26 protein-coding genes and 1 riboswitch are annotated in these 25,306 nt (G+C 57.1%); of the genes, 23 read left to right on the top strand and 3 right to left on the bottom strand.

What is annotated here, in order from left to right; all coding sequences use genetic code 11:
- Positions 1 to 3 precede the first annotated feature (3 nt).
- The 11 genes from rpmF (at position 4) to rnc (ending at position 8,695) form a co-directional block, all read left to right on the top strand.
- On the top strand, positions 4 to 186 hold the full coding sequence (rpmF, locus tag FX155_RS00540) for a 50S ribosomal protein L32 (protein WP_012938743.1): 183 nt from the start codon (positions 4 to 6) through the stop codon (positions 184 to 186).
- 142 nt (positions 187 to 328) lie between these two features.
- Positions 329 to 985 (top strand): fructose-6-phosphate aldolase, encoded by a 657-nt coding sequence (gene fsa, locus FX155_RS00535; protein WP_022487577.1) that lies wholly within the window; start codon positions 329 to 331, stop codon positions 983 to 985.
- A 116-nt stretch (positions 986 to 1,101) separates the two neighbouring features.
- Positions 1,102 to 1,692 (top strand): transcription factor FapR, encoded by a 591-nt coding sequence (gene fapR / locus FX155_RS00530; protein WP_022487576.1) that lies wholly within the window; start codon positions 1,102 to 1,104, stop codon positions 1,690 to 1,692.
- The gene (gene plsX, locus FX155_RS00525; protein ID WP_154487317.1) at positions 1,676 to 2,692 is read left to right on the top strand and encodes a phosphate acyltransferase PlsX; all 1,017 of its coding nucleotides are present in this window, start codon (positions 1,676 to 1,678) and stop codon (positions 2,690 to 2,692) included. Before fapR ends, plsX begins: the two co-directional genes overlap by 17 nt.
- The gene (locus tag FX155_RS00520) at positions 2,693 to 3,703 is read left to right on the top strand and encodes a beta-ketoacyl-ACP synthase III (RefSeq protein ID WP_022487574.1); all 1,011 of its coding nucleotides are present in this window, start codon (positions 2,693 to 2,695) and stop codon (positions 3,701 to 3,703) included.
- Positions 3,700 to 4,647, top strand: coding sequence for an ACP S-malonyltransferase (gene fabD, locus FX155_RS00515; protein WP_154487316.1), 948 nt, complete (start codon positions 3,700 to 3,702; stop codon positions 4,645 to 4,647). Before FX155_RS00520 ends, fabD begins: the two co-directional genes overlap by 4 nt.
- 1 nt (position 4,648) lies before the next feature.
- Positions 4,649 to 5,392: a 3-oxoacyl-[acyl-carrier-protein] reductase gene (fabG, locus tag FX155_RS00510; RefSeq protein ID WP_022487572.1), complete on the top strand. Its 744-nt coding sequence runs from the start codon at positions 4,649 to 4,651 to the stop codon at positions 5,390 to 5,392.
- A gap of 40 nt (positions 5,393 to 5,432) precedes the next feature.
- Positions 5,433 to 5,675, top strand: a complete 243-nt coding sequence (locus FX155_RS00505; protein ID WP_012938736.1) for an acyl carrier protein — start codon at positions 5,433 to 5,435, stop codon at positions 5,673 to 5,675.
- An 87-nt stretch (positions 5,676 to 5,762) separates the two neighbouring features.
- Entirely contained in the window at positions 5,763 to 6,716 is a 954-nt protein-coding gene (locus tag FX155_RS00500; RefSeq protein WP_022487571.1) for an NAD(P)H-dependent flavin oxidoreductase, read from the top strand.
- Positions 6,717 to 6,727: 11 nt separating this feature from the next.
- Complete coding sequence (gene fabF, locus FX155_RS00495) at positions 6,728 to 7,975, top strand: beta-ketoacyl-ACP synthase II (RefSeq protein ID WP_022487570.1); 1,248 nt, start codon at positions 6,728 to 6,730, stop codon at positions 7,973 to 7,975.
- A gap of 15 nt (positions 7,976 to 7,990) precedes the next feature.
- A complete protein-coding gene (gene rnc / locus FX155_RS00490; protein WP_154487314.1) occupies positions 7,991 to 8,695 on the top strand; it encodes a ribonuclease III in 705 nt (234 codons plus the stop codon).
- A 35-nt stretch (positions 8,696 to 8,730) separates the two neighbouring features.
- Here the strand turns inward: rnc and FX155_RS00485 are convergent, their stop codons facing one another.
- The 3 genes from FX155_RS00485 to FX155_RS00475 all read right to left on the bottom strand — a co-directional run bounded on the left by FX155_RS00485 (position 8,731) and on the right by FX155_RS00475 (position 13,710).
- Positions 8,731 to 10,404 carry a sensor domain-containing diguanylate cyclase gene (locus tag FX155_RS00485; RefSeq protein WP_022487568.1) on the bottom strand — a complete coding sequence of 558 codons (1,674 nt, stop codon included), beginning with the start codon at positions 10,402 to 10,404 and terminating at the stop codon, positions 8,731 to 8,733.
- A gap of 95 nt (positions 10,405 to 10,499) precedes the next feature.
- Positions 10,500 to 10,576, bottom strand: a riboswitch (cyclic di-GMP riboswitch).
- A 77-nt stretch (positions 10,577 to 10,653) separates the two neighbouring features.
- On the bottom strand, positions 10,654 to 12,327 hold the full coding sequence (locus FX155_RS00480) for a sensor domain-containing diguanylate cyclase (RefSeq protein WP_195839583.1): 1,674 nt from the start codon (positions 12,325 to 12,327) through the stop codon (positions 10,654 to 10,656).
- A 357-nt stretch (positions 12,328 to 12,684) separates the two neighbouring features.
- The gene (locus tag FX155_RS00475) at positions 12,685 to 13,710 is read right to left on the bottom strand and encodes a branched-chain amino acid aminotransferase (RefSeq protein WP_012938730.1); all 1,026 of its coding nucleotides are present in this window, start codon (positions 13,708 to 13,710) and stop codon (positions 12,685 to 12,687) included.
- Between the two features lie 210 nt (positions 13,711 to 13,920).
- Between FX155_RS00475 and FX155_RS11600 the strand changes: the two genes are divergently transcribed.
- The 12 genes from FX155_RS11600 to ispG all read left to right on the top strand — a co-directional run bounded on the left by FX155_RS11600 (position 13,921) and on the right by ispG (position 25,304).
- On the top strand, positions 13,921 to 14,919 hold the full coding sequence (locus FX155_RS11600) for an elongator complex protein 3 (RefSeq protein ID WP_022487566.1): 999 nt from the start codon (positions 13,921 to 13,923) through the stop codon (positions 14,917 to 14,919).
- Positions 14,900 to 16,093 carry an alanyl-tRNA editing protein gene (locus tag FX155_RS00465; protein WP_022487565.1) on the top strand — a complete coding sequence of 398 codons (1,194 nt, stop codon included), beginning with the start codon at positions 14,900 to 14,902 and terminating at the stop codon, positions 16,091 to 16,093. The genes FX155_RS11600 and FX155_RS00465 overlap by 20 nt, the downstream gene beginning before the upstream one ends.
- 671 nt (positions 16,094 to 16,764) lie before the next feature.
- Positions 16,765 to 17,514 carry a 30S ribosomal protein S2 gene (rpsB, locus tag FX155_RS00460; protein WP_022486993.1) on the top strand — a complete coding sequence of 250 codons (750 nt, stop codon included), beginning with the start codon at positions 16,765 to 16,767 and terminating at the stop codon, positions 17,512 to 17,514.
- Between the two features lie 42 nt (positions 17,515 to 17,556).
- Entirely contained in the window at positions 17,557 to 18,438 is an 882-nt protein-coding gene (tsf, locus tag FX155_RS00455) for a translation elongation factor Ts (protein ID WP_022486994.1), read from the top strand.
- Between the two features lie 198 nt (positions 18,439 to 18,636).
- Positions 18,637 to 19,362, top strand: coding sequence for a UMP kinase (pyrH, locus tag FX155_RS00450; protein WP_279126187.1), 726 nt, complete (start codon positions 18,637 to 18,639; stop codon positions 19,360 to 19,362).
- Positions 19,363 to 19,926 carry a ribosome recycling factor gene (gene frr / locus FX155_RS00445; protein WP_022486996.1) on the top strand — a complete coding sequence of 188 codons (564 nt, stop codon included), beginning with the start codon at positions 19,363 to 19,365 and terminating at the stop codon, positions 19,924 to 19,926.
- 232 nt (positions 19,927 to 20,158) lie between these two features.
- Complete coding sequence (locus FX155_RS00440) at positions 20,159 to 20,332, top strand: indolepyruvate ferredoxin oxidoreductase subunit alpha (protein WP_075579919.1); 174 nt, start codon at positions 20,159 to 20,161, stop codon at positions 20,330 to 20,332.
- A 66-nt stretch (positions 20,333 to 20,398) separates the two neighbouring features.
- Positions 20,399 to 21,190, top strand: coding sequence for an isoprenyl transferase (locus tag FX155_RS00435; protein WP_022486997.1), 792 nt, complete (start codon positions 20,399 to 20,401; stop codon positions 21,188 to 21,190).
- 12 nt (positions 21,191 to 21,202) lie between these two features.
- Positions 21,203 to 22,033, top strand: a complete 831-nt coding sequence (locus tag FX155_RS00430) for a phosphatidate cytidylyltransferase (RefSeq protein ID WP_022486998.1) — start codon at positions 21,203 to 21,205, stop codon at positions 22,031 to 22,033.
- 11 nt (positions 22,034 to 22,044) lie between these two features.
- A complete protein-coding gene (locus FX155_RS00425) occupies positions 22,045 to 23,199 on the top strand; it encodes a 1-deoxy-D-xylulose-5-phosphate reductoisomerase (RefSeq protein WP_022486999.1) in 1,155 nt (384 codons plus the stop codon).
- A gap of 12 nt (positions 23,200 to 23,211) precedes the next feature.
- Positions 23,212 to 24,228, top strand: a complete 1,017-nt coding sequence (gene rseP / locus FX155_RS00420) for an RIP metalloprotease RseP (RefSeq protein WP_022487000.1) — start codon at positions 23,212 to 23,214, stop codon at positions 24,226 to 24,228.
- 8 nt (positions 24,229 to 24,236) lie between these two features.
- On the top strand, positions 24,237 to 25,304 hold the full coding sequence (ispG, locus tag FX155_RS00415; RefSeq protein ID WP_022487001.1) for a flavodoxin-dependent (E)-4-hydroxy-3-methylbut-2-enyl-diphosphate synthase: 1,068 nt from the start codon (positions 24,237 to 24,239) through the stop codon (positions 25,302 to 25,304).
- Positions 25,305 to 25,306 lie beyond the last annotated feature (2 nt).

The raw sequence follows: 25,306 nt of genomic DNA, 5'->3' as shown, positions 1-25,306 counted from the left end.
GATATGGCAGTACCGAAGAGAAAAATGTCCAAAGCCCGTCGGGATTCCCGCCGTGCCAACTGGAAACTGGCTGCTCCTGGCCTGGTTGAATGCCCTCAGTGCCACGAACTGAAGCGCCCGCACCACGTATGCACTGAATGCGGCTACTACGATGGCAAGGAAGTCGTGAAAGAAGACGAAGAATAAGGAACCCGGTCCGCCGGACCTTGAAAAGGACGCCGTCCCGAAAGGGGCGGCGTCCTTTTTTCTTCCCCTTCCTAAATCCTCCAAACTGGCTTATAATGATAGAATAGAAATGATTAAATCGATGCGAGGAGAGCAGCTATATATGAAATTCTTTATCGATACGGCCAACCTGGACGAGATCCGGGAAGCGGAGGCCATGGGGATCATCAGCGGGGTCACCACCAATCCTTCCCTGATCGCCAAGGAAGGCCGGGACTATGAGGAAACCCTCCGGGAAATCGCCCAGATTGTGGACGGCCCCATTTCCGGGGAAGTGAAGGCCAGCACCACCCTGGCCCGGGACATGGTGATGGAGGGCCGGGTGATCTCCCGGATCCATCCCAATATGGTGGTGAAGATCCCCATGACCCGGGAAGGCCTGAAAGCCGTGAAGATCCTGGCTTCCGAAGGGATCAAAACCAACGTGACCCTGGTCTTTTCCGCCACCCAGGCCATCCTGGCTGCCCGGGCCGGTGCCACCTACGTATCTCCTTTCCTGGGGCGGCTGGACGACATTTCCACCGACGGCACCCGGCTGATCAAGGAAGTGATGGAGATCTTCCGTCTCTACCCGGACATTACCACCAAGGTGATCTGCGCCTCCATCCGGCATCCCATGCATGTGGTGGAATGTGCCAAAACGGGAGCGGACATTGCCACGGTGCCCTACAAGGTGCTGATGCAGATGGTCCAGCATCCTCTCACCCGGACGGGCATCGAGAAGTTCTGTCAGGATTTCGAAGCGGTGTTCGGCCGGTAAACTATGAACAACCTGTAAATTCTGTAACAGACCACCCGGTCAAGACTTGTATTTTGCCCCTGCTCTGGTATAATAGGTGTAAGTGTTATGACTAGGTACTAAAAGTAGGTGGTAGAATGGGTTCTGTGGGACAGAAAAAGGCAAGACAGCAGCGTCTGCAGCAGCTGCTGGCCAGGAATCCGTTCCTGACCGACGAGCATCTGGCCGAAACCTTTCAGGTGAGCATCCAGACCATCCGGCTGGACCGGCTGGCCCTGGGGATCCCGGAACTCCGGGAGCGTACCCGTCATATGGCGGAGGACGCCCAGGAAAAACTGAAAGCCATTACCAGCGAGGACATCGTCGGGGAACTGATCGACCTGGAAATCGGGGTCAGCGGCATCTCCATGATGACGGTGGACCGGGAAATGGTGCTGCAGAAAACCGGTGTCTGCCGGGGACAGTACATGTTCGCCCAGGCCAATTCCCTGGCTCTGGCGGTGATCGATGCCCCTGCGGCCCTCACCGGGGTGGCCAATGTAAAGTACAAAATCCCTGTGACCGTGGGAGCCATTCTGGTGGCAAGAGCCGAAGTGGTCCGGAAACAGGAAGACAAATATACCATATGGGTGAAGATCAGGAACAACCACAAGGAAGTGTTCCGTGCCAAGTTCCTGATTGTCGCCATTCCGGAACAAAGGAGCCAAGAAGATGAAAATCGCAGTTGACGTAATGGGCACTGACTATGGCCCTGCCGAGATCATCAAAGGGGTGCTTCAGGCGGTTGACGAATATGGCTGCGACGTGGTGCTGGTGGGGGATCAGGAAGTGATCCGCCAGGAACTGGCCCGGGAACATCAGGAAAACAATCCCCGGGTAACCATCCATCATGCCAGCCAGGTCATCGAAATGAAGGACCATCCGGGAATCAGCGTAAAGAAGAAACGGGATGCCTCCATTGTGGTGGCTACCCATCTCCTCCACGAAAAGGAATGTGACGCCCTGGTGTCCTCCGGCAGTACCGGTGCCGCAGTGGCTTCCGCCCTGTTCGGCCTGGGACGGATCCGGGGCATCGAACGGCCGGCCATTGCCACGGTGATCCCCAATGTGAAGGGGGCCACGGTACTGGTGGATTCCGGCGCCAAGGTGGATGCCAAACCGGAACAGCTGGTCCAGAACGCCATCATGGGGTCCATTTATGCGGAACTCCAGCTGGGGATCCCCCAGCCCCGGGTGGGCCTTCTGAACATCGGGGAAGAAGAGACCAAGGGCAATGAACAGTGCCTGGCCACCTATCCTTTGCTGAAACAGGACTCTCACATCCATTTCATCGGCAATGTGGAAGGCCGGGACATCAACAAAGGCACTGTGGACGTGGTAGTCTGCGACGGCTTTGTGGGCAACGTGGTGTTAAAGACCATGGAAGGCCTGGCCAGCGCCGTTATGGAGATCCTGAAAAAGACCCTGATAGAAAGCGGCATCTTTGCCAAACTGGGAGCCCTGCTTATGAAGCCGGCGCTCCTGCGGATGAAAAAACAGATGGATGCATCGGAATACGGCGGCGCCCTGCTTATGGGTGTCCGGGCTCCCTTCATCATCTGCCACGGCAGTTCCAAGGCCAAAGCCATCAAGAACGCCGTACGGGTGGCCATTGAGCTGACCCAGAAAGACGTGGTGGGACGGATCCGCCAGGAAATCATGCACGACGAAGAAAGTGGTGAATTATAAATGACGAAACCTGCAGTGGGCTTTTTGGGCATGGGGTACTATGTGCCGGAAAAAGTCCTGACCAACTTTGATCTGGAAAAAATGGTGGATACCAGCGATCAGTGGATCGTGGAACGGACCGGGATCCGGGAACGGCACATTGCCGCTCCGGACCAGGCAACCTCTGATCTGGCCTTTATCGCGGCCCAGCGGGCTCTGGAAGACGCCGGGATCACCGCCGACCAGCTGGACCTGATCGTGGTGGGCACGGAATCTCCGGACATGAAGTTCCCTTCCGTAGCCTGCATCCTTCAGAACAAACTGGGAGCCTCCCATGCGGCGGCTTTTGACTTGGCTGCCGGCTGCTCCGGCTTTGTGTACGCCTGCGGCATTGCCAGCCAGACCATCGCCAGCGGCATGTACAAACACGTGCTGGTGGTAGGAGCGGAAACCCTTTCCCGGATCCTCAACTGGCAGGACCGGAACACCTGCATCCTCTTCGGGGATGGGGCCGGTGCCGCAGTTCTGGGACCGGTGGAAGAAGGCTACGGCATCCTGTCCGTTGACCTGGGGGCCAACGGGGCCGGGGGCCAGTACCTGACCATGCCTGCCGGGGGATCCCGGAAGCCGGCCAGCGAGGAAACCGTGGCCAACCACGAACACTGCATCCACATGGTGGGCAAGGAAGTGTTCAAGTTTGCCGTGAAGGTCATGGGCCACAGCGCCCTGGCCGCTTTGGAAAAGGCCGGCATGGGCAAGGAGGACATCGATCTTTTGATTCCCCACCAGGCCAACCAGCGGATCATCGATTCTGCTGCCAAACGGCTGAAGCTGTCCACGGACAAGATTTTCGTAAACCTGGAAAAATACGCCAATACATCCGCTGCATCCATTCCCATTGCCCTTTGCCAGGCACGGGATGCAGGACGGATCCATAAAGGAGAGAACGTGGTGATGGTGGGCTTTGGCGCCGGCCTCACCTATGGTTCTCTGGTAGTGAAATGGCAAAAAGATGAGGAGGCCAGAGCATGAGTAAAATTGCTTTTGTGTTCCCGGGACAGGGGTCCCAGACCGTAGGCATGATGAAGGAACTGTACGACAACTACGCCTGCGTCCGTGAAGTATTCAAGGAAGCCGATGAAGCACTGGGCTTTTCCATGACGGATCTGTGCTTCAAAGGGCCGGAAGACCAGCTGCGGCTCACCTACAACACCCAGCCTGCCATCCTGACCTGCAGCATTGCAGCCATGAAGGTGCTGAACGAAAACGGGGTGTTCCCGGATGTGGCCGCCGGTCACAGCCTGGGTGAATATTCCGCTCTGGTGTGCGCCGGTTCCCTGAAATTCGCCGATGCAGTGCGCACGGTGCGGAAACGGGGCCAGTTCATGCAGGAAGCAGTTCCTGTGGGCCAGGGGGCCATGGCCGCCATCATTGCCCTGGATACCGCCAAGATCCGGGAGATCTGCGCTGACATCCAGGAAAAACGGAACGAAGCAGTACAGCCGGTGAACTTCAACTGCCCGGGTCAGGTGGTCATCGCCGGGGCCACGGAAGCTGTAAAAGAGGCTTGCGAAGCCTTAAAGGCCGCCGGTGCCAAACGGGCCATCATGCTGCCGGTAAGCGCTCCTTTCCACAGCACCCTGATGCAGCCGGCTGCAGACCGTCTGAAGGAAGTGCTGGACGGCATCGAAGTGGCTGACGCCAAGATCCCGGTGATCGCCAACGTCACCGCCCGTCCCGAACAGAAAGGGGACGAAATCCGTCAGGTACTGGTGAAACAGGCTGCCAGCCCGGTACTCTGGGAAGACAGTGTCCGGTACATGATGGAAAACGGCGTGGATACCTTCATCGAAGTGGGACCTGGCAAGGTGCTCACCGGTTTCGTCAAGAAAATCGACCGTTCCTACACCGGCCAGAACGTGGAAGACCTGGCCAGTTTGGAAAAAACCCTTGCTTATTTAAAGGAGGTCAGATAAAATGACTTTAGTCGGGAAAGTGGCGCTGGTTACCGGCGGCTCCCGGGGCATCGGCCGTGCCATTGCCCTGAAGCTGGCGGAAAACGGAGCTGACGTAGCCATCAACTATGCCGGCAATACCGCTGCAGCAGAAGAAGTCAAGACGGCCATCGAACAGATGGGCCGGAAGGCTCTCCTGGTCCAGGGCAGCGTAGCCGATACCGACGGTGTCCAGACCATCGTGAACACGGTGGTGAAGGAACTGGGCCGTCTGGACATCCTGATCAACAACGCGGGGATCACCCGGGACGGGCTCCTGATGCGCATGAAGGAAGCGGACTGGGACGATGTGATGCACACCAACCTGAAAGGGGTGTACAATTGCTCCAAGGCCGTCCTGCGCACCATGATGAAGCAGAGAAGCGGCCGGATCGTGAACATGGCCTCCGTAGTGGGGGAAATGGGGAACGCCGGTCAGACCAACTATGCGGCTGCCAAAGCCGGGGTCATCGGCTTCACCAAGAGCCTGGCCAAGGAAGTGGCTTCCCGGGGCATTACGGTCAATGCCATTGCTCCTGGCTTCATTGCCACGGATATGACCAGTGTGCTCACCGACGACCAGAAGGCCGAAATGGCGCGGACTATCCCTCTGGGACGGGCCGGCCAGCCTGAAGATGTTGCCAATGCAGTCCTTTTCCTCGTTTCCGAGGGGGCTGCTTATATAACCGGCCAGGTTTTAAATGTGGACGGTGGCATGGTAATGTAGTATCATTATATGTTAGAGGATTGGAAGGAGGTGAACTGGAATGAGCGAACAGAGCACTTTTGAAAAAGTAAAGGCCATCACCGTTGATCAGCTGAGCGTTGCTCCTGAAGACGTAAAAATGGACTCTACTTTTATCGATGACTTGGGAGCTGATTCTCTGGACATTGTGGAACTGATCATGGCTTTCGAAGAGGAATTCAACACTGAAATCCCCGACGATGTGGCCGAAAAGATCCGCACCGTAAGAGACGCAGTCGAACTGTTGGATAAAGAAGGCAAATAATAGCATCCCATTATTTTCGGAAGGCCCTGCAACAGGGGCTTTCCGAACTTTATCCATGATCTTATGATCTGAAATGGGGGATTTTTGTTGAAAGTGCCAGTGCTGAAGATTGGTGAAAAAGTAGCAACTATGCCTATCGTCCAAGGCGGTATGGCCATACGCTTGTCCACGGCGCGTTTGGCAGCTTCAGTGGCCAATGAAGGCGGTGTGGGTCTGATCGCTGCTTCTGGTCTGCCCTTCGATGAGCTGCGCAAGGAAATCCGTCTTGCCCGGAAATTATCCAATGGCAAGGGAATGATTGGCATCAATGCCATGGTAGCCGCCCGGGAGTTTAAGGGTCTCATTACAACTGCGGCCCAGGAGAAAGTCGATCTGATTGTGGCCGGGGCTGGCTTTTCCAGAGATATGTTTTCTGTCGGCAAGGAATATAATGTTCCCATTGTGCCGATTGTATCCTATGCCAAACTGGCAAAGATTGCGGAACGGCTCGGTGCTTCCGCCGTTGTGGTGGAAGGGACTGAAGCAGGGGGCCATTTGGGGACCCAGCGTTCCATCAAAGATATCCTGCCGGAAATCCTTTCGGTGGTTAAGATTCCGGTCATTGCGGCTGGTGGCGCTGTCACCGGCAAAGATGCGGCGGAATTGCTGAAAATGGGTGCCAGTGGCGTCCAGATGGGCAGCCGGTTTGCTGCCAGTGAGGAGTCCAACGGGTCTCCTTTCTTAAAACAATTTTATTTGAAAATGACCCAAGATGATGTGGTTCAAATAGATAGTCCGGTAGGATTCAAGGGCCGTGCCGTGCTGACGCCTTTTTCCAAGGCTGTGCTGGAAGGCCATCCTCTGAAACCCACCACCTGCGACAGCTGCCTGAAGCACTGCTCCCGCAGCTTCTGTATCATCCGGGCTCTGACCCGGGCCCAGCAGGGAGACCTGGAAACAGGTCTGGTGTTTACCGGAGCCAACATGTGGAAAATTAAAGAAATCCTTCCCGTCCATGAAATCTTCAGACGGATCCGGGAAGACTGGGACAATATTGAGTAGAGGTGATCCTTTTGAAACGAAGAGTGGTTGTGACCGGCCTCAGTGCGATTACGCCCATTGGCATCGGTAAAGAAGCATTCTGGAACAGCCTGATGGAAGGCAAATCCGGTATCGGTCTGATTACCCAGTTCGATACCACTGATTTTAACTGCAAAATCGCCGGGGAAGTAAAGGATTTTGACTTTGCGGATTACGGCGACAAAAAAGAAGGCAAACGGATGGACCGGGTGACCCAGTTCGCCGTGGCCTGTGCCAAAATGGCAGTGAAAGATTCTGCCCTGGACCTGGATAAGGAAGATGCAGACCGGATCGGCGTGTGCGTAGGCACTGGCATCGGCGGCATCCATACCTTCCTGGATGCGGCCACCAAGCTGGTCTCCAAGGGACCTGGCCGGATCAGCCCCTTCTTCATTCCCATGGAAATCCCCAACATGCCGGCAGCTCAGATCGCCATCGATCTGAAGGTGAAAGGCCCCAACACGGCCATTGTCACCGCCTGCTCCACCGGTTCTGACTGCATCGGGGACGCCCTCCGGACCATCCAGTACGGAGATGCGGACGTGATGCTGGCCGGGGGTACCGAAGCAGCCATTTCTCCCATTGCCGTGGCCGGGTTCGACAACATGAAAGCCCTGTCCCGGAACAACGAAGCTCCGGAAAAGGCCTCCTGCCCCTTCGACAAGAAGCGTAGCGGCTTTGTCATGGGCGAAGGCGCCGGGATCGTGGTCCTGGAAGAACTGGAACATGCCAAGGCCCGTGGGGCTCAGATCTATGCAGAACTGGTGGGCTACGGCCACAACAGTGACGCCTACCATATCACCGCTCCGGATCCGGAAGGGGATATGCAGGTGAAATGCATGGAAATGGCCATCAAAGACGCCGGCCTGACCCCGGCTGACATTGACTATGTGAATGCCCACGGCACCAGCACCCACCGGAACGACCTGAACGAAACCAACTGCTGCAAGCGGGTATTTGGAGACCGGGCCAAGGAAGTGCCCATCAGCTCCATCAAATCCATGACCGGCCATCTCCTGGGCGGTGCCGGCGGCGTGGAAGCCGTGGCTACGGTACTGACCATCAAAAACGGCATGATCCCTCCCACCATCAACTATGAAGATGTGGATACGGAAGAAGGCCTGGATCTGGACTACGTGCCCAATGTGGCCCGGAAAGCCGATGTGAAGGTGGCTCTGTCCAACAACTTCGGTTTCGGCGGTCACAACGCCATCCTGTGCTTCAAAAAGTACGAAGACTAAGGGGCTCCCGGTACCATGGAGGAACAGCGTCAGAAAGAGCTGGAAGGGCTCTGCCGCCAGCTGGGCATGGTCATGAAGGACCTGCACCTGCTGGATATGGCACTGACCCATACGTCCTATGCCTATGAGTCCAAAAAGAATCCCCGGCCCCAGCACAATCAGCGGCTGGAGTTTTTGGGGGATTCGGTGCTGAGCCTGGTGGTCAGCACCCATATCTACAAAACCTGTCCCCAGATGGACGAAGGGGAGCTGTCCAAGCTCCGGGCCTTCCTGGTATGCGAGGAGACCCTGGCCCAGCTGGCCACGGAAAACCATCTGGGAGACCATCTGCTCCTGGGCAAAGGGGAAATCAACCTGGATGGGGAGGAGAATCCCTCCATCCTGGCCGATGCCTTTGAAAGCGTCCTGGGAGCCTATTACCTGGACCAGGGTTTTGCCAAGGTGACGGAGCTTTTGGGACGGCTGCTGATCAACCGGATCCCGGAGCTTACTGCCGACGGTATTGACCGGGATTACAAGACCCGGCTCCAGGAAGTGGTGCAGAAAGACGGCCCGGTGGAAATCGACTATGAGCAGGTTTCCGCAGAAGGCCCCAGCCACAACCGGACCTTCGTCATGCGCGTCCTGGTGAACCAGGAAGAGCGGGGCAGAGGCCGGGGAAGAACCAAAAAAGAAGCCGAACAGCGGGCTGCCAGAGAGGCCCTGAAGGCTTGCAAATGAGATAAAAAAATACCGCGCATCTGCGCGGTATTTTTTTATCTCATTCTGTTTCCTTCCGCCTTCTTCTTGTTTTCATACATGACCGCATCCGCCCGGAGGAATACATGGAGAAAGTTGATGTCGTTTTCCGGATCGTAGGCGCTGAATCCGGAGGCAAAGGCCAGCTGGTCCCAGGGCCGGTCATCCTCATAGTTCCGTTTCCGGTTCCAGGGCTTCAGCTGGGACAGGATGGCCTCCCGGTTGTGGTAGTCCTCCTTCTGGAGGATTACCACGAATTCGTCCCCGCCTACCCGGTACACCGGGCTGTGCTTGAACAGGTCGCAGATGTATTTCACCGTCCGCAGGAGCAGATCGTTGCCCCGGGCGTGACCGTATCGGTCATTGACTCCTTTCAGGTCGTTCACATCCACCATCAGCACTCCAAAGGAAGGAACCTTGGCCGGATCCTTCCGGATCAGCCGGTCCAGTTCCTGGACCTTTAGCTGGTAAGCCCGGGTGTTCTTCACCTGGGTCAGGTTGTCTTCCAGGGCCTGGTTTTCCAGCCGGTCCACCATTTCCTTCATCCGCAGCATGGTCTGGTCCATGTTCCGGGCCAGATCCCCCACCTCATCCTTCTGGGTGCTGTGGAGCAGGGTGTCATAGTTCCCCTGGCCCATCCGCCGGGCGGCTTCGTCGATTTCCTTCAAAGGCTGAATGATCCGGTTGGCCCCGGCAATGGCCATGCCGGAGGTAATGAGTCCGAAGAACACCATCAGGAACAGGTTTCGTCCGTAGGAAATCCGCCGTTCCTCATAAATCTCCTCATCCGGAGCAATGATCCCCAGATTCATGCTGTTCCGCAGGGTAATAAAGGCCAGTTCCTTCTCCTGGCCCTTGTAGTGGTAGCTCAGCAGCTGGTCGTTGGAATCCCGGCCTTTCAGCACCTCCGCATAGGGTTCCAGGCCGAAATCTTTCAAGGTGGTGGGAGCTCCCTCCGGATAATCCGGATGGTAGTACAGCTCTCCCTCATTAGAGAACAGCACGGCATAGCCGCTTTCGTAGATCCTGGTATCCCGGATCATGGAAATCAGGGTGTCCATCCGGATGCTCAGGCCCACAAAACCCACAAACTGCTGGTTCTTGTAAACCGGTACCACATAGGAGATCCGCCGGACTGCGAAATTGTGGTCATTGTAAGGCGGGCGCCATACAGGCTGGCCGCCTTTCCGCAGATCCTGGAAGAACTTCCGGAGATGCCGGTCCTTGTAGAAATACTGTCCCATTTCCTCAGGGGTGTGGGGTACATAGGCTTTCCGTTCCGGATCCCAGGTGTACCAGAATCCGTTGGGGTGGCCGGTATATTCACTGTTGAACTGGAGATAATACCCAAAAATGGTGGAAGAACTTTCCGCCGACAGATGGAACTGTTTTTCCAGATGATCCAGGATCTGCTGCTGGACAGCCGGGTCCCTCAGGGCTCTGGGATCGTCAATATCCGCTTCCAGGGAACGGGCCAGGGCATCGGTCATGTCCTTGGCCTCCGTCAGGGTGCTCTGGATGGGGGCCGAAGTCCGCTGGGCCTGCCAGTTCAGGCTCATGGTGGCGATCCGGGTGGAAGTAGTAGTGACAGTCTGCAGGTCCAGGAACCCCATGATCAGCACCAGGGACACGGTAATGCCCAGGATGATCAGCAGGAACTGGGACCGGAGACTGCGGAATTTGATCCACACAGCACAAATACGCTCCTTTATACAGAATTATAAAAAGCAAAAGCCGGCTGTTTCCGTGACAGCCGGCTGGGGAACCCTGGAAAAAGAGAGCAGGTCTCTGCAGCTGGCTGCCATTTTACAGGCCCTTATAGCTTTGCGTCACTGGATTTCTCCAGTTTTGCCAAATGTTTTCTTTATTTTTTTTTTTTTGATATCAATTATTATTATAAAGGATGAATGCTCATTTGTCCATACCCATGTTGAACAGGGTCAGCGGGCTGCGTCTCTTTCAATGGACCGTTTCAGCTGGTACATGGCCTCATCCGCCCGGCGGAACACTTCTTCGAAAGACGTATCCGTCCCTGGCAGGTATTCTGCATGGCCGGCAGAGAAAGAAATCTGTTCCCAGGGCTTTTCCAGGGTATAGTCCCGTTTCCGGAGATAGGGGAGGAGCTGTTGCCACAGGGCTTCCCGGTTTGCATAATCCCCATGCCGGAGCAGCACCAGGAATTCGTCTCCGCCGATCCGGTACACCGGACTGTGCTGGTACAGCTGGCAGATGGTTTTGGAAGTCAGCTGGATCACCACATTGCCTTTTTCGTGGCCGTAGGTGTCGTTGACCCCTTTCAGTCCGTTCAGGTCCACCATTACCAATCCGAAGGCCAGGTGGTTCAGGGGGTCGGAAATTTCCCGGTTCAGTTCCAGCACCTGCTTTTCAAAGGCGGATACATTCTTCACTCCGGTGAGTTTGTCCTGGAAGGCTTCCGTCTTCAGATCCCGGACCATGATCTTCATCAGGTCCATGGTCCGGTTCATGTTCTTGGCCAACAGGCCGATTTCGTCCCGGGAAGATTCCTTGATGGGGACGTCATAATTTCCCCGGCCCATCCGGGAGGCCGCTTCGTTGATCTCCTCCAGGGGCCGGAGGATCCGGTTGGCCAGGTAGATGGCAATGGCGGAGGTGATGATGGCAAACAGCAGCAGCAGGAAAAAGGCCCGGTAAATGGCCTCCTTCTGGAAGGCGTAAATCTCGTTTCCCGGAGCCACTACCCCCAGTTTCATGCCATTGGCCAGGGTGGTAAAGGCCAGCTGTTTCTTTTCCCCCTGATAGGATACTGGAATGGTGCGGGAACCAGTATCATGCTGGCGGAACACATCCGGCGAGTGGTCCAGGCCGAAATCCTTCAGGGTGGTGATCTGGGTCCCTTTTGCATAGTTGGGGTGATAGTACAGGACTCCAGTGTCGGAAAACAACAGGGCATATCCGCTGTCATAGATCCGCACATTTTTCACCTGATCCACCAGGTTGACCATCCGGATATCGATGCCCACCAAAGCCACACATCGCCGGTTGACGAAAACCGGCTTTACATAGGAAATCAGCAATGGGCCGCCTTCCCGGTTCCGATAGGGTGGGATCCACTGGGGAGAAAGACTTTCCAGAGGGCCATAATACCAACGGTACATTTCCTCCAGCATTGGGTTGGAAGATTTTCGGGGATGGGAAAAAGGCTGCTCTTCAAAAACTGGCTGGTCGTTTTTCCGTTTGTACCAGAACCCGTCAGACGCCTGGATCAGGTCTTCATTGAAATGGATGTAGAACCCATCGATAATGGGAATGGTGGCCGCCGCTGCTTCAAACCGGCGGCGGATCCGTTCCTTTCGGTCTTCCCGGAAGTCCGGGTCCTGGACCTGGGAAATGGTGGTAAAATCCTGCTGGACCGTGCCTGCAATGAAATCCACCGCATCCTGGGTCCTGATCAGCATACGGTTCAGGCTGCCGGCGGTTTTCTGGGTCTGCCAGTTGAGTCCGGTATTGGCCACTTCCGTGGAATAGATGTTGATGCTCCGGATGTTCATCATCCCCATGATCAGGGTCAGTACAACGGTGATGGCCACAATGACGATGGTGAGTTGAAGACGGAGACTGCGGATTTTAGCCATGACGGATACACCTCGAAAAAAGTATCCTCCCCTCAGCCAGGAGAAGGGTTGCATAAAGTTACCTGTTTATTCATTATAAGACAAAGAAGGGAGATTTGTCCACTCGGGTATTTTCCTGGTGGGGGTCAACAAGTTCCTGGCGAAACCTTCATCGCAGTATGGTTATGCAGCAAAGTGACGAGTACGGGACCGTAGGGGGCGCAGGCCCGGCTCCCCGCCATATACTCTTGAACGGAAAAAACGGTGTATTCTGTTTCAAAATCAATTTGCAAAAAATGATTTCCATCGGCCGCTGACCGTTGACCGCCGACAAAAAAAGACTGCCGCGGAAGCGACAGTCTTTTTTCTTGCCATCAATTATTTCACTTCGTGGATCCAGCCTTCCGGGCCTTCGATTTCGCCCATCTGGATACCTCTCAGGGTCTTGTACAGTCTGGTCAGCACAGGGCCCATTTCTTCCATCCCGCTGGGGATGCAGATTTCCTTGCCGTGGTCCACCACTTTGCCCACCGGGCAGATGACGGCAGCGGTGCCGCACAGGCCGGCTTCGGCAAAATCAGCCACTTCGGAGAATTTCACCGGACGGTGTTCCACTTTCATGCCCAGCATATCCGTTGCGATGGTGATCAGGGAACGGCGGGTGATGGAGGGCAGGATGGAATCGGATTTCGGGGTGACCAGGGTGCCGTCCTTTTTCACGAACAGGAAGTTGGCGCCGCCGGTTTCTTCCACGTAAGTCCGGGTGGCCGGATCCAGGTACATGTTTTCATCGAACCCGTTGTGATGGGCGGTGATGTAGGCGTGGAGGCTCATGGCGTAGTTCAGGCCGGCTTTGATGTGGCCGGTGCCCCGGGGTGCCGCACGGTCGAAATCGGATACGCAGATGGTGATGGGCTTTACGCCGTTTTTGAAGTAGTTGCCCACAGGGGTCCCGAACAGACGGAACTGGTATTCAGCGGAGGGTTTCACCCCGATCACCGGGCCGGTGGCAAACAGGTAGGGGCGCAGGTACAGGGCGCCGCCGCTTTCAAAAGGAGGAATGTAGTCTTTGTTGGCCCGGACCACTTCGTCCACGGCTTCCATGAACATTTCTTCAGAGACCGGAGGCATTTCCAGCCGTTTGGCGGAATCAATCATCCGTTTGGCGTTCTGATCCGGACGGAAGGTCACAGTGCGGCCGTCTTTGGTCTTGTAGGCTTTCAGGCCTTCGAAGACTTCCTGACAGTACTGCAGGATGCCGGCACATTCATTCAGGACCACGTTGGCATCACCGGTGAGACCGCCTTTGCCCCATTTGCCGTCCTTGAAGTTGGCAACATACCGCTGGGCAATGGGCTGGTATTCAAATCCCAGTTTGGACCAATCGATGTTTACATTAGACATACAAACCCCTCATTTCTTTCCTATAGATATGCTATAGATTATGTTACAAAAATGAATTTTGTATACCTCAATATATTACCCATCTGCAACGGGTTTGTCAATGAAATAGTAAAAAAGACGGTGGGATGGCCACAGGAATTGCAACATCTGATACAGAAAGGGTATAATGGGAGGGAATAGCGAACACAATCTGAAAGGAGTCCCGATCCCATGATCCTTCCCATTTTCATCCCCCACGCCGGGTGTCCCCACCTTTGCTCCTTCTGCAACCAGCGGACCATCAGCGGGGAGGGGGACAGCAGCCTGGCCGGAGCCCGGCGGCAGATGGAAAACCTCCTTGGCTGGGTCCGTCCCGATCCCGCCAACGAACTGGCTTTTTACGGCGGCTCTTTCACCGCCCTGGCTCCTGACCGGCAGGAGGCCCTGCTGGATCTGGCGGAAACCTGGAGAGGGCAGGGGCTGTGCGGCCCTCTCCGGCTGTCCACCCGGCCGGACGCCATCACCCCGGAAATCCTGGACCGTCTCCGGGTCCACCAGGTGGAAACCATCGAACTGGGGGCCCAGTCCCTGGATGACCGGGTGCTGGAACTGGCCCGGCGGGGCCATACGGCTGCCCAGGTCCGCACGGCTTCCCGGCTGATCCGGCAGGGGGGCTTCCGGCTGGGGCTCCAGCTGATGACCGGGCTCCCGGGCCAGGACGGGCCCAGCCTGGAAGACACCAAAGCCCAGGTGCTTGCCCTCCGCCCGGACATGGTACGGATCTACCCGGTGCTGGTGATCGAAGGGACGCTCCTGGCGGACCAGTGGCGCCAGGGAGTATACAGGCCCCAGACGGTGGAGGAGGCGGTGGATGCCTGCTGGCCCCTGTACCGGGACTTCACCGCCGCCGGGATCCAGGTGATCCGCCTGGGCCTCCAACCGGACCGGGAACTGTGCGCTCCGGGGCACATCCTGGCCGGGCCCTTCCATCCTGCCTTCGGGGAACTGGTGAAAAGCCGGGGGGTGGGGCTCCAGGTGCTGGAGAAGATTGCAGAGCTCCCCGGTGGGGATTATAATATGATTATCACCTGTCCGGACAGGCTGGCTTCGATCGTCCGGGGCCAGCACCGGAGCAATGTCCGTCTGTGGGAAGAGACGGGAAAGGTCCGGGTGGCATTCCAGACGGGAGAAAAGTTCGAGGTGAGGTTCCATGACAGAAAAACTGTATGAAAACGATTCTCTGCTCCAGAGCTGTACGGCGGTGGTCCGTTCCTGTGAGCAAAAAGAGGACCATTATGAAGTGATCCTGGACCGGACGGTGCTGTTCCCGGAAGGGGGCGGCCAGCTGTCCGACAAGGGCTGGCTGGATACGGTGCCGGTATATTATGCCTCGGAAGACGGGCCGGAGGTGCGCCACTGGACCCATGCGCCGGTGGAACCGGGAAAGACCGTCACCGTGAAGCTGGACTGGCCGGTGCGTCTGGACCGGATGCAGCAGCACTGCGGGGAGCATATCCTGTCCTATGCTTTCTGGAAAACCTGCGGGGCCAACAATGTGGGCTTCCATATGAATGAAGACAGTGTGTTCATCGACCTGGACCAGGAAATCGACGAGGAAAAGGCCAAAAAGGCGGAGTGGATGGCCAATGAGTGCCTGTGGGCCAACGAACCTGTTTCCCTCCATTATGTGGATGCATCGGAACTGGGGAAGTATCCCCTGCGGAAAAAGAACGAAAAACTCAGGGGCACCGTGCGGCTGGTGGACATCAAAAACGGGGACATCTGCACCTGCTGCGGCACCCATCCCCCCTATACGGGCATGGTAGGGTCCATCCAGATCATCCGGTTCGTCCGGCACAAGGGAGGCAGCCGGATCGAATTCCTCTGCGGCAACCGGGCCCTCAGGGCCATGCATGAACGGAACCGGATTTTGGAAGACACCAGCAATTTCCTGTCGGTGAAGGCGGAAGACGTGCTGCCAGCGGTGGAAAAACTCCACCAGGAGATCCTGGATCTCCGGGGGAAGGTACGGGAAAAGACCCAGGAACTGATCCGGCTCCAGCTGCCGGAAAAAATGGCCCAGGCACCGGTGCTGCCCAACGGCACCAAACTCCTGGTGCTCACCCTGGAAGGCACGGCGGCGGACGGAAAAAGCGCCATGAAGCTGGCCAGTGCCCAGCCCGGGGTGCTGGCGGCGGTGTTCACCAAAGAGGGGGACCGGCTTATGTACCAGTTCGCCTTAAGCGAAGGAGCGGAAGGGGACTGCAGGGCCTGCTGCGCCAAAGCCAATGAACTGTTTGGAGGCCGGGGGGGAGGCCGTCCCCAGAGCGCCCAGGGCGGCGGCACCGCCGGAGCGGACTGGGAGGAAAAGGTAAAGGAACTGGTGGAAGGAATCAGGGGATAAAAATAGCAGGGGAAAAGAGGGGCTGCTGCCTGGGCAGCAGCCCTCCTGATGGAAACGCAGCGCTGGCTGCTAACCCACCACCAGCCTGACGGCTGGTCCCCCGCCCTTGAAAAGGGCGGATATACGTTGGGACCAGCGGCCCATGGCCAGTGCAGCAGGACGTCAGCCCAAGATGCACATATCCGCCCTCGAAAAGGGAGGGAATACGCCGGGACCAGCGGCCCATGGCTTATGCACCAGTGCGCCAGCCCAAGGTGCACATATCCACCCTCGAAAAGGGAGGGAATACGCCGGGACCAGCGGCCCATGGCTTATGCACCAGTGCGCCAACCCAAGATGCACATATCCGCCCTTTACAAGGGCGGGGGACCGTTGCGCCTGCGCAATGGTGGTGGGTTAGCATTCCCCCGGGAATGCGTTTCCCTTCATAGGAACCTGCGGCTGCAGGTTCCCTCCACCGGCCATTGACAATTGACAATTGACGGGTTGCTGCACCTTTCGTGCAGCAACCCCTTGCAACTTTTGTAACAAATATGATATAATCTCTATCGGCTGTGATTGCACAGCCCACTATACCACACACGCAGAGTCAGGACGCGGCTGTCCTTGCTGGCTGCTGGCAAGGTTAAGCGAAAAATGATCTGCGGAGGAAAAAACAGGAGGAAACAAAAATGGCAATTGTATCCATGAAACAACTTTTGGAAGCAGGCGTACACTTCGGTCATCAGACCCGCCGCTGGAACCCCAAGATGGCTCCCTACATCTTCACCGAACGGAACGGGATCTACATCATCGATCTGCAGAAGACCGTGAAAAAGGTGGAAGAATGCTACAGCTTCCTGCGTGAACTGGCTGCCCAGGGCGGCACCGTGCTGTTCGTAGGCACCAAAAAGCAGGCTCAGGCTGCCATCAAAGAAGAAGCTGAACGCTGCGGCATGTTCTATGTGAACGAAAGATGGCTGGGCGGTATGCTGACCAACTTCAAGACCATCCAGACCCGGATCAAGAGACTCCATGACCTGGAAAAAATGGAAGAAGAAGGCACCTTCGATCTGCTGCCCAAGAAAGAAGTCATCGTCCTGCGCCATGAAATGGCCAAACTGGAAAAATACCTGGGCGGTATCAAAGACATGAAGAAGCTGCCCAGCGCTCTGTTCGTCATCGATCCCCGGAAGGAACACAACGCCATCCTGGAAGCCCGGAAACTGCACATCCCCATCGTGGCCACCGTTGACACCAACTGCGATCCCGATGAAGTGGACTACCTGATGCCCGCCAACGACGACGCCATCCGTGCCGTCCGTCTGCTGACCAGCAAAATGGCTGATGCCGTCCTGGAAGGCAAAGCCAGCGCTGTGGATGAAGAAGCTGCCGCCGCTGACGAAGCTGCTGCTGAAGAAGAAGCCAAGGACGCTGAATAAGCCGTCCTTTCCCAATTCCATAAAGTTACAGGAGGAATACTGATGGCAATTACTGCTAGCATGGTAAAAGAACTGCGTGAACGTACTGGCGCAGGCATGATGGACTGCAAAAAGGCCCTGACCGCCACCAACGGCGATATGGACCAGGCAATCGACTTCCTGAGAGAAAAAGGCCTGTCCAAGGCTGCCAAGAAGGCCAGCCGTGTGGCTGCTGAAGGCCTGGTGGCTGATTATGTGGACGAAGCCAACAAAGTGGCTGTCCTGGTGGAAGTCAACTGCGAAACCGACTTCGTGGCCAACACTGACGAATACAAAAAACTGGTGCTGAGCGTTGCCAAACACATTGCCGCCCACAAACCGGCTGATGTGGCTGAACTGAACGATCAGACCTTCGACGGCACTGACAAGAAAGTCAGCGAAGTGATTACCGAAGCCATCGCCAAGATCGGCGAAAAGATCGATGTCCGCCGTTTCGCCGTGTATGAATACGGCAACGACACCCTGGGCCATTACATCCATGGGGCCGGCAAGATCGGTGTCCTGGTTGAACTGGAAGGCGGGGATGCGGAAGTGGCCAAAGACGTGGCCATGCACATCGCTGCTGCCAACCCGTCCTATCTGGACCGGACCCAGGTTCCTGCCAGCGAACTGGACCATGAAAAAGAAGTCCTGTCCGAACAGGCCAAGAACGAAGGCAAACCTGAAAAAATCATCGAAAAGATGGTGCTGGGCCGTATCCAGAAATTCTATAAGGAAATCTGCCTGGTGGATCAGGAATTCATCAAAGATCCGGATAAATCCATCAGCGCCCTGCTGAAGGAACACAATGCCAAAGCAAAGAGATTCGTCCGCTTCCAGCTGGGCGAAGGCATTGAAAAGAAGAAGGAAGACTTCGCTGCTGAAGTTGCCAGCTTCGTAAAATAACACTCTTGCAAGGGGCTCTCGCTTGTGCGGCAGCCCCTTGTTTTATGAGACATTTTAGATTCAGTCTTGCAGGAACGAACATTTTCACCTATAATGATAAGGAACGGGAGCACCTGGAGACAGGGCCCCCAAAAGCATTGTAGAACTGTGGATGACTTCTTGTTCAAGATCTGCGGAACTCTGTAGGAGGTACTGTCAGTGTCGGGTAAAAGAAAGTTCAAGCGCGTGATTCTGAAACTCAGTGGGGAAGCCCTGGCCGGTGAAAAAGGCTACGGCATCGATCCCAAAACGGTGGACGCCATTGCGGCCCAGATCCAGGCAGTCCGGGAAAGCGGACTGGACGTGGCTGTGGTCAACGGTGGCGGGAACATCTGGAGAGGCCTGGCCGGCGCTTCCAAAGGCATGGACCGGGCAACGGCGGACTACATGGGGATGCTGGCCACGGTAATCAACTCCCTGGCGCTCCAGGATGCTCTGGAAAACCGTGGGGTACCTACCCGGGTACAGACGGCCATTGAAATGCGGGCCATTGCGGAACCTTACATCCGCCGGAGAGCGGTACGGCACCTGGAAAAGGGCCGTGTGGTGATCTTCGCAGCCGGCACCGGCAACCCGTACTTTTCCACGGACACCACCGCAGCCCTGCGGGCAGCAGAAATCGAAGCCGACGCCATCCTCATGGCCAAGAAAGGCGTGGATGGGGTGTACGACAGCGATCCTGCGGTGAACCCCAATGCAGTGAAGTTCGACCATCTGGAATACATTGAAGTGATCCAGAGAAATCTGGGTGTCATGGATTCCACCGCCATCAGCCTGTGCATGGATAACCACATCCCCATCGTGGTCTTCAACATCGATGAGGAAGGGAACATCCTGAAGGCCGCTGCCGGTGAAGAAATCGGAACCCTGGTAGGAGGATTCTAAATGGCAACGATCGAAGAATTACAGAACAAAACCCAAGAAAAGATGGATAAAGCGCTCCATGCGCTCCGGAACGAACTGACCAACATCCGCACCGGGCGGGCTACCCCGTCCCTGCTGGATCAGGTGAAGGTGGACTACTATGGGGCTCCCACTCCGGTGACCCAGGTGGCCAACGTGTCCGTGCCGGAACCCCGGATGATTGTGATCCAACCCTGGGACCGGAGCCTGCTGAAGGTCATTGAAAAGGCCATTATGACCAGTGACCTGGGTCTGAATCCCAACAACGACGGCACGGTGATTCGCCTGAACCTGCCTCTCCTGACGGAAGAACGCCGGAAGGAACTGGTAAAAGTGGTCAACAAAAAGGGCGAAGCCAGCCGGGTGGAAATCCGGAACATCCGTCGGGATTTCAATGACGCTGTGAAAAAACAGGTCAAAGCCAAAGAAATCACCGAAGATGATGCCAAGGACGCAACGGATTTTTCCCAGAAGCTGACGGACAAATTCATGAAGAAAATCGATGATGTCCTGGCCCAGAAAGAAAAGGAAGTCATGTCGGTGTGATGACGGCAGCTTCCCAGGCCCCCGACGTATTGGCACGGCCCCTGGCCCTGGCTCTGAAAAAGCTGGAGGCGGCAGGCTGGCAGGCCAGGATCGTACGGGCGGAACCTTCTATTCACCATCCTGCGCAAGTCTGGCAAGATGAATCTGCTTATGTCCTTAAGCAGACCGTCCTGTCTGACCATACATTACAAATTATTGTTGGTTGCAAATTCGAAGGGAGGTGTACTGACCAATGGCACACAAAATTAACCAAGACGAATGCATCGGCTGCGGTTCCTGCGCTGGGACCTGCCCGGTAGGTGCAATCGCTGAAGACAACGGCAAGTACAAGGTTGACGAAGCCAGCTGCATCGATTGCGATGCTTGCTCCGGCGCTTGCCCGGTAGGCGCTATCAAAGCTGAATAAGCTTTCTGGCGTTGTTGCGCAGCCCGCGTAAGCAGGCTGCGCAAATTTTTTTATAGGGGTATGCCAATGCTGAAAAAACTTTTAGGCCTCACTTCCAAACCGGAGCCCATCCCCGAAATCGACGGGGTGGATACCTCCATGCTTCAGCCCGACCTGATCCCCCGCCATGTGGCCATCATTATGGACGGCAACGGACGGTGGGCCAGAGCCCAGGGGAAACCCCGGACCTTCGGCCATGCAGCCGGCGCCCGTACCCTGCGGCGGATCGTGAAATTTGCCGATCATCTGGGCATCAAAGCCCTCAGCGTCTACGCCTTTTCCACGGAAAACTGGAAACGGCCGGTGACGGAAGTCCGGTTCATCATGGATCTGTTGTGTCAGTATCTTACCAGTGAACTGGAAGAATTCAACCAGTACAATGTGCGCATCCGTTTCATGGGATCCCGTGAAGGGCTGCCTGCCATTGTCCAGGAAAAAATGGACCATGCCCTGGAAGTCACCAAAGACAACACGGGGATCATCCTTAACATTGCAATCAATTACGGAGGCCAGCGGGAAATGGTGGACGCCGTCCGGGACATCGCCCGGGCCGTCCAGGCAGGGACCCTGTCTCCGGATGCCATAAATGAAAAGACCATCGAAGAACACCTGTATACCCGGGGCCTGCCGGCACCGGATCTTCTGATCCGCACCGGAGGAGACCTGCGGGTAAGCAATTTCATGCTCTGGCAGATCGCTTATTCGGAATTCTGGACCACCCCTGTTTTCTGGCCGGACTTTACCGAAGAGCTGCTGACGGAAGCAGTGTACAGTTATGAAAAACGGGACCGCCGGTTTGGCGGCCTGAATCAGAAATAAGAGGCGCAGAACATGGGACAGAGAATACGGACGGCCCTTGTGGCCATCCCCATTGCATTGTTTTTGATCAAAATGGGAGGTCTCCTGTTTGCCCTGGGGGTGCTGATCCTGGGGCTGGTGGGCTTCCGGGAATACCGGAATATGCTCACCCGGGACGGGATCCAGGTGTACCGGGCCACCGGGCTTGCGGGCACGGCGCTTTTGATCGCCGCAGCGGGCCTGGGGCAGCCGGGATGGCTGCTGCCCCTGGTGACCCTGTTTTCCCTCCTGGTGATGCTGGAAGGGCTGTATCTGTACGCCCAGGGCCATTTTCCGGAAAACACCGGCCTTACCTGCATGGCCCTGGTGTACCTGGGACTGCCCTTTGCCCATTTCATCCTGCTCCGGGAGCTCACTGGCTCCGTCCACACCATTCCCCTCTGGGGCCAGGTGAGCCTGGGGGAAGCTCTGCTGTGGACGGTGATGTTCGCCACCTGGGCCAGTGACACCTTTGCTTATTTCGGGGGACGGGCCTTCGGGAAGACCAAGCTGCTGCCCAAAGTCAGTCCCAAAAAGACCCGGGAAGGAGCCCTGTGCGGGTTCCTGGGCTGTGTGGCCACCGTTTGGCTCCTGGGCAGCCTGTGGCTCCAGTATCCTCTGGTGCCGGTGCTGCTCCTGGGGGTGGGCATCGGGTTCTTTGCCCCTCTGGGGGACCTGGTGGAAAGCATCCTGAAACGGTCCTGTGACATCAAGGATTCCGGCAACTTCTTCCCCGGCCATGGGGGCGTGCTGGACCGGTGCGACAGTCTGATTTTCTCGGTGCCTTTTGCCTATTATTTCATCACCCTGGTCCTGTTGGGCTGAAGGAGGTTGCCATGAAGAACATTGCAGTATTGGGGTCCACCGGGTCCATCGGTACCCAGACCCTGGAAGTGGCCGCGGCCAATCCGGAACGGATCCGGGTGGTGGCCCTGGCGGCCCATAAAAATGACCAGCTGCTGGAAGCCCAGATCCGGAAATTCCATCCGGCCCTGGCAGCCCTGTCCGATCCGGAAGCGGCCCGCAGGCTGAAAGAACGGTATGAGGGCCCTACGGAAATCCTCGCCGGTCCTGAAGGGATCATGGCCGCAGCCACCTGCAGCCAGGCGGATACGGTACTGGGAGCCATGGTGGGATACGCAGGCCTGCAGCCCACCCTGGCGGCCATCCGGGCCGGGAAGGACATCGCCCTGGCCAACAAGGAGACCCTGGTGGCCGCCGGCAGCCTGGTGATGGAAGCGGTGAAGAAGGCCGGGGTCCGGCTGACTCCCGTGGACAGCGAACACAGTGCCATTTTCCAGTGCCTCCAGGGGAACGCCCACAAGGACCTGAAACGGATCCTTTTGACCGCCTCCGGGGGCCCCTTCCGGGGAAAGACCCGGGAAGAGCTCCAGAACGTGACGGTGGAGCAGTGCCTCCATCATCCCACCTGGACCATGGGCACCAAGGTGACCATCGATTCCTCCACCCTGGCCAACAAGGGGCTGGAAGTGATCGAAGCCCACTGGCTGTTTGACGCCCCATACGAAAAGATCGTGCCGGTGATCCATCCCCAGAGCATCGTCCACAGCCTGGTGGAATACAGTGACGGGGCCGTGATGGCCCAACTGGGGGTGGCGGACATGAAGTTGCCCATCCAGTACGCCCTCAGCTGGCCGGACCGGTGGCCGGTGGCCTTTGACCAGCTGGACCTGGTGAAGGCCGGGCCTCTGACTTTTTATGAACCGGACACCAAAGTGTTCCGGGCCCTGGCCCTGGCCATTGCCGCCGGGAAACAGGGAGGCACCCTGCCCTGTACCTTCAACGCCGCCAATGAGGTGGCGGTGGCATCATTCCTGAAAGGCCGGCTGTCCTTTTTGGACATTGCTGATCTCATCGAAAAGGTGCTGGATGCAACGGTGCCGGCCAAAGTGGACGGGTACGAAACCATTGTGGAAGCGGACCGTCTGGCCCGGCAGAAGGCAGAAGCCCTGGTTGCCCAGGGAGTGTAGGAGGATTGTGTTTTGACAACGATACTGGCAGCCATCGTACTGTTCGGTGTGCTGATTACGGTCCACGAACTGGGCCATTTTCTGGCGGCCAAGGGCACCGGTATGCTGGTGACGGAGTTTTCCATCGGCTTCGGGCCCAAGCTGATCCAGAAAAAAGTGGGGGAGACCCTGTATTCTCTCCGGCTGTGCCCTTTGGGAGGGTACAACCGGATCGCCGGCATGGAGCCGGGAGAAGCAGTGACTCCCCGGGGGTTCAACGGACGGCCCCTGTGGGCCCGGATGCTGGTGATCCTGGCCGGGCCCTTCATGAATTTCCTGCTGCCCTTCCTGCTGTTTTTCGGGATCTTTGCGGTCAGCGGCCTGACCCTGCCGGTGAACAAGCCGGTGGTAGGGTCCCTGATGGAAGGATACCCGGGAGCCGCTGCCGGGCTCCAGGCTGGGGACCGGCTGGTGAGCATCAACGGCCGGAAACTGGAGAAATGGAATGACATCAACAGCCTGGTCCAGGAGAACGGCCCCAAACCAGGGAAAGTGGTGATCAGGCGGGACGGCCGGGAAATGACCCTGACTCTCCAGCCCCGGTTCGACGGGGAATCCAAGCGGTTCCTGATCGGGGTCCGGCCTCCCCTGGAACACCGGCAGCTGTCTCTTTGGGAAAGCCTGAAGACTGCCGGCCTGGCCGTAGGGAAGACCACCGTGGCCATGGTGGACGGGCTGCGGAAGATGATCACCGGGAAGGTCCGGGCGGATATCGCCGGGCCCATCGGTGTGGCCCATATGGCAGGAGACGTGGCGGCCCAGGGGGCGGTGCCCTATCTGGAGTTCATGGCCTTCCTGAGCCTGAACCTGGCGGTACTGAACCTGGTGCCCATCCCGGCCCTGGACGGAGGCCAGTTCCTGGTGCTGGTGGTGGAAGGGCTCCTGGGCCATGCCCTGGCGCCCAAAGCCAAGGAAATCATCCAGATGATCGGGGTGGCCTGCATCGTGGCCCTGACCATTTTCGCCACCATGCATGATCTGCTGCAGTAGGAGGGAATATGGAAAGAAGAAAAAGCCGTGAAGTAACCATTGGCAGCGTCACCATTGGAGGGAACCATCCGGTGGCCGTCCAGTCCATGACCAATACCAAGACGGAAAACATTGCCGCCACCGTGGACCAGATCCACCGGCTGACGGAACGGGGCTGTGAAATCATCCGGTGCGCCGTGCCCACGCTGGAAGCGGCCCAGGCCCTGAAAGAAATCCGGAAACAGATCGCCATCCCCCTGGTGGCCGATATCCATTTCGACTACCGGCTGGCCCTGGAGGCCCTCCGCAGCGGGGTGGACGCCCTGCGGCTGAACCCGGGGAACATCGGCGGACGGGACCGGGTGGAAAAAGTGGTGGCTGCTGCCCGGGAGCGGCAGGTGCCCATCCGGATCGGGGTGAATGCCGGTTCCCTGCCCAGGGACCTGCTGGAAAAATACGGGCACCCTGTGGCGGAAGCTCTGGTGGAAGCCGCCTGGCGCCATATTCATATTTTGGAAGAGATGGATTATAATAATATCGTCATTTCTCTCAAGGCCCACGATGTGCCCCTGACCCTGGCGGCCTACCGGCTCATGGCCAAAGAGTGTGACTATCCCCTCCATGTGGGGATCACCGAAGCCGGGACCATCCACAGCGGTCTTATTAAAAGTGCCGTGGGCATCGGTACCCTCCTGGCGGAAGGCATCGGGGACACCATCCGGGTTTCCCTTACCGGGGATCCCCTGGCGGAAATCGATGCCGGGTTCGAGATTTTGAAATCCCTGGGCCTGCGCCAGCATGGACCTACCCTGGTATCCTGCCCCACCTGCGGGCGCACCTGCTGGAGCCTGGAAAAAGTGGCCCATGAAGTGGAAGCCCGTCTGGAAGAGATCCCGGATCCCATTACCGTAGCCGTCATGGGCTGCGTGGTGAACGGGCCGGGAGAAGCCCGGGAAGCCGATGTGGGCATTGCCGGGGGCAAAGGCGAAGGCCTGCTGTTCCGGAAAGGAGAGATCCTCCGGAAAGTGCCGGAAGACCGGCTGGTTGAAGAGCTGTTTGAAGAAATCCACAAGATCATAGACGAAAGGAAGTTGTAAAC

Source organism: Acidaminococcus fermentans (assembly GCF_009696675.1).
GTDB lineage: Bacteria > Bacillota > Negativicutes > Acidaminococcales > Acidaminococcaceae > Acidaminococcus.
This window is presented reverse-complemented; position numbering and strand designations above follow the sequence as displayed.

Bases quoted from the DNA above. Each gene is read 5' to 3' on its own strand.
- tsf (WP_022486994.1), top strand. From the start codon at position 17,557: ATGGCAATTACTGCTAGCATGGTAAAAGAACTGCGTGAACGTACTGGC.
- plsX (WP_154487317.1), top strand. From the start codon at position 1,676: ATGAAAATCGCAGTTGACGTAATGGGCACTGACTATGGCCCTGCCGAG.
- frr (WP_022486996.1), top strand. From the start codon at position 19,363: ATGGCAACGATCGAAGAATTACAGAACAAAACCCAAGAAAAGATGGAT.
- FX155_RS00435 (WP_022486997.1), top strand. From the start codon at position 20,399: ATGCTGAAAAAACTTTTAGGCCTCACTTCCAAACCGGAGCCCATCCCC.
- rpsB (WP_022486993.1), top strand. From the start codon at position 16,765: ATGGCAATTGTATCCATGAAACAACTTTTGGAAGCAGGCGTACACTTC.
- FX155_RS00425 (WP_022486999.1), top strand. From the start codon at position 22,045: ATGAAGAACATTGCAGTATTGGGGTCCACCGGGTCCATCGGTACCCAG.
- FX155_RS00475 (WP_012938730.1), bottom strand. From the start codon at position 13,710: ATGTCTAATGTAAACATCGATTGGTCCAAACTGGGATTTGAATACCAG.
- FX155_RS00505 (WP_012938736.1), top strand. From the start codon at position 5,433: ATGAGCGAACAGAGCACTTTTGAAAAAGTAAAGGCCATCACCGTTGAT.
- FX155_RS00480 (WP_195839583.1), bottom strand. From the start codon at position 12,327: ATGGCTAAAATCCGCAGTCTCCGTCTTCAACTCACCATCGTCATTGTG.
- FX155_RS00440 (WP_075579919.1), top strand. From the start codon at position 20,159: ATGGCACACAAAATTAACCAAGACGAATGCATCGGCTGCGGTTCCTGC.
- fabD (WP_154487316.1), top strand. From the start codon at position 3,700: ATGAGTAAAATTGCTTTTGTGTTCCCGGGACAGGGGTCCCAGACCGTA.
- FX155_RS00430 (WP_022486998.1), top strand. From the start codon at position 21,203: ATGGGACAGAGAATACGGACGGCCCTTGTGGCCATCCCCATTGCATTG.
- FX155_RS00520 (WP_022487574.1), top strand. From the start codon at position 2,693: ATGACGAAACCTGCAGTGGGCTTTTTGGGCATGGGGTACTATGTGCCG.
- rnc (WP_154487314.1), top strand. From the start codon at position 7,991: ATGGAGGAACAGCGTCAGAAAGAGCTGGAAGGGCTCTGCCGCCAGCTG.
- FX155_RS00465 (WP_022487565.1), top strand. From the start codon at position 14,900: ATGACAGAAAAACTGTATGAAAACGATTCTCTGCTCCAGAGCTGTACG.
- FX155_RS11600 (WP_022487566.1), top strand. From the start codon at position 13,921: ATGATCCTTCCCATTTTCATCCCCCACGCCGGGTGTCCCCACCTTTGC.
- fabG (WP_022487572.1), top strand. From the start codon at position 4,649: ATGACTTTAGTCGGGAAAGTGGCGCTGGTTACCGGCGGCTCCCGGGGC.
- rpmF (WP_012938743.1), top strand. From the start codon at position 4: ATGGCAGTACCGAAGAGAAAAATGTCCAAAGCCCGTCGGGATTCCCGC.
- ispG (WP_022487001.1), top strand. From the start codon at position 24,237: ATGGAAAGAAGAAAAAGCCGTGAAGTAACCATTGGCAGCGTCACCATT.
- fapR (WP_022487576.1), top strand. From the start codon at position 1,102: ATGGGTTCTGTGGGACAGAAAAAGGCAAGACAGCAGCGTCTGCAGCAG.
- fsa (WP_022487577.1), top strand. From the start codon at position 329: ATGAAATTCTTTATCGATACGGCCAACCTGGACGAGATCCGGGAAGCG.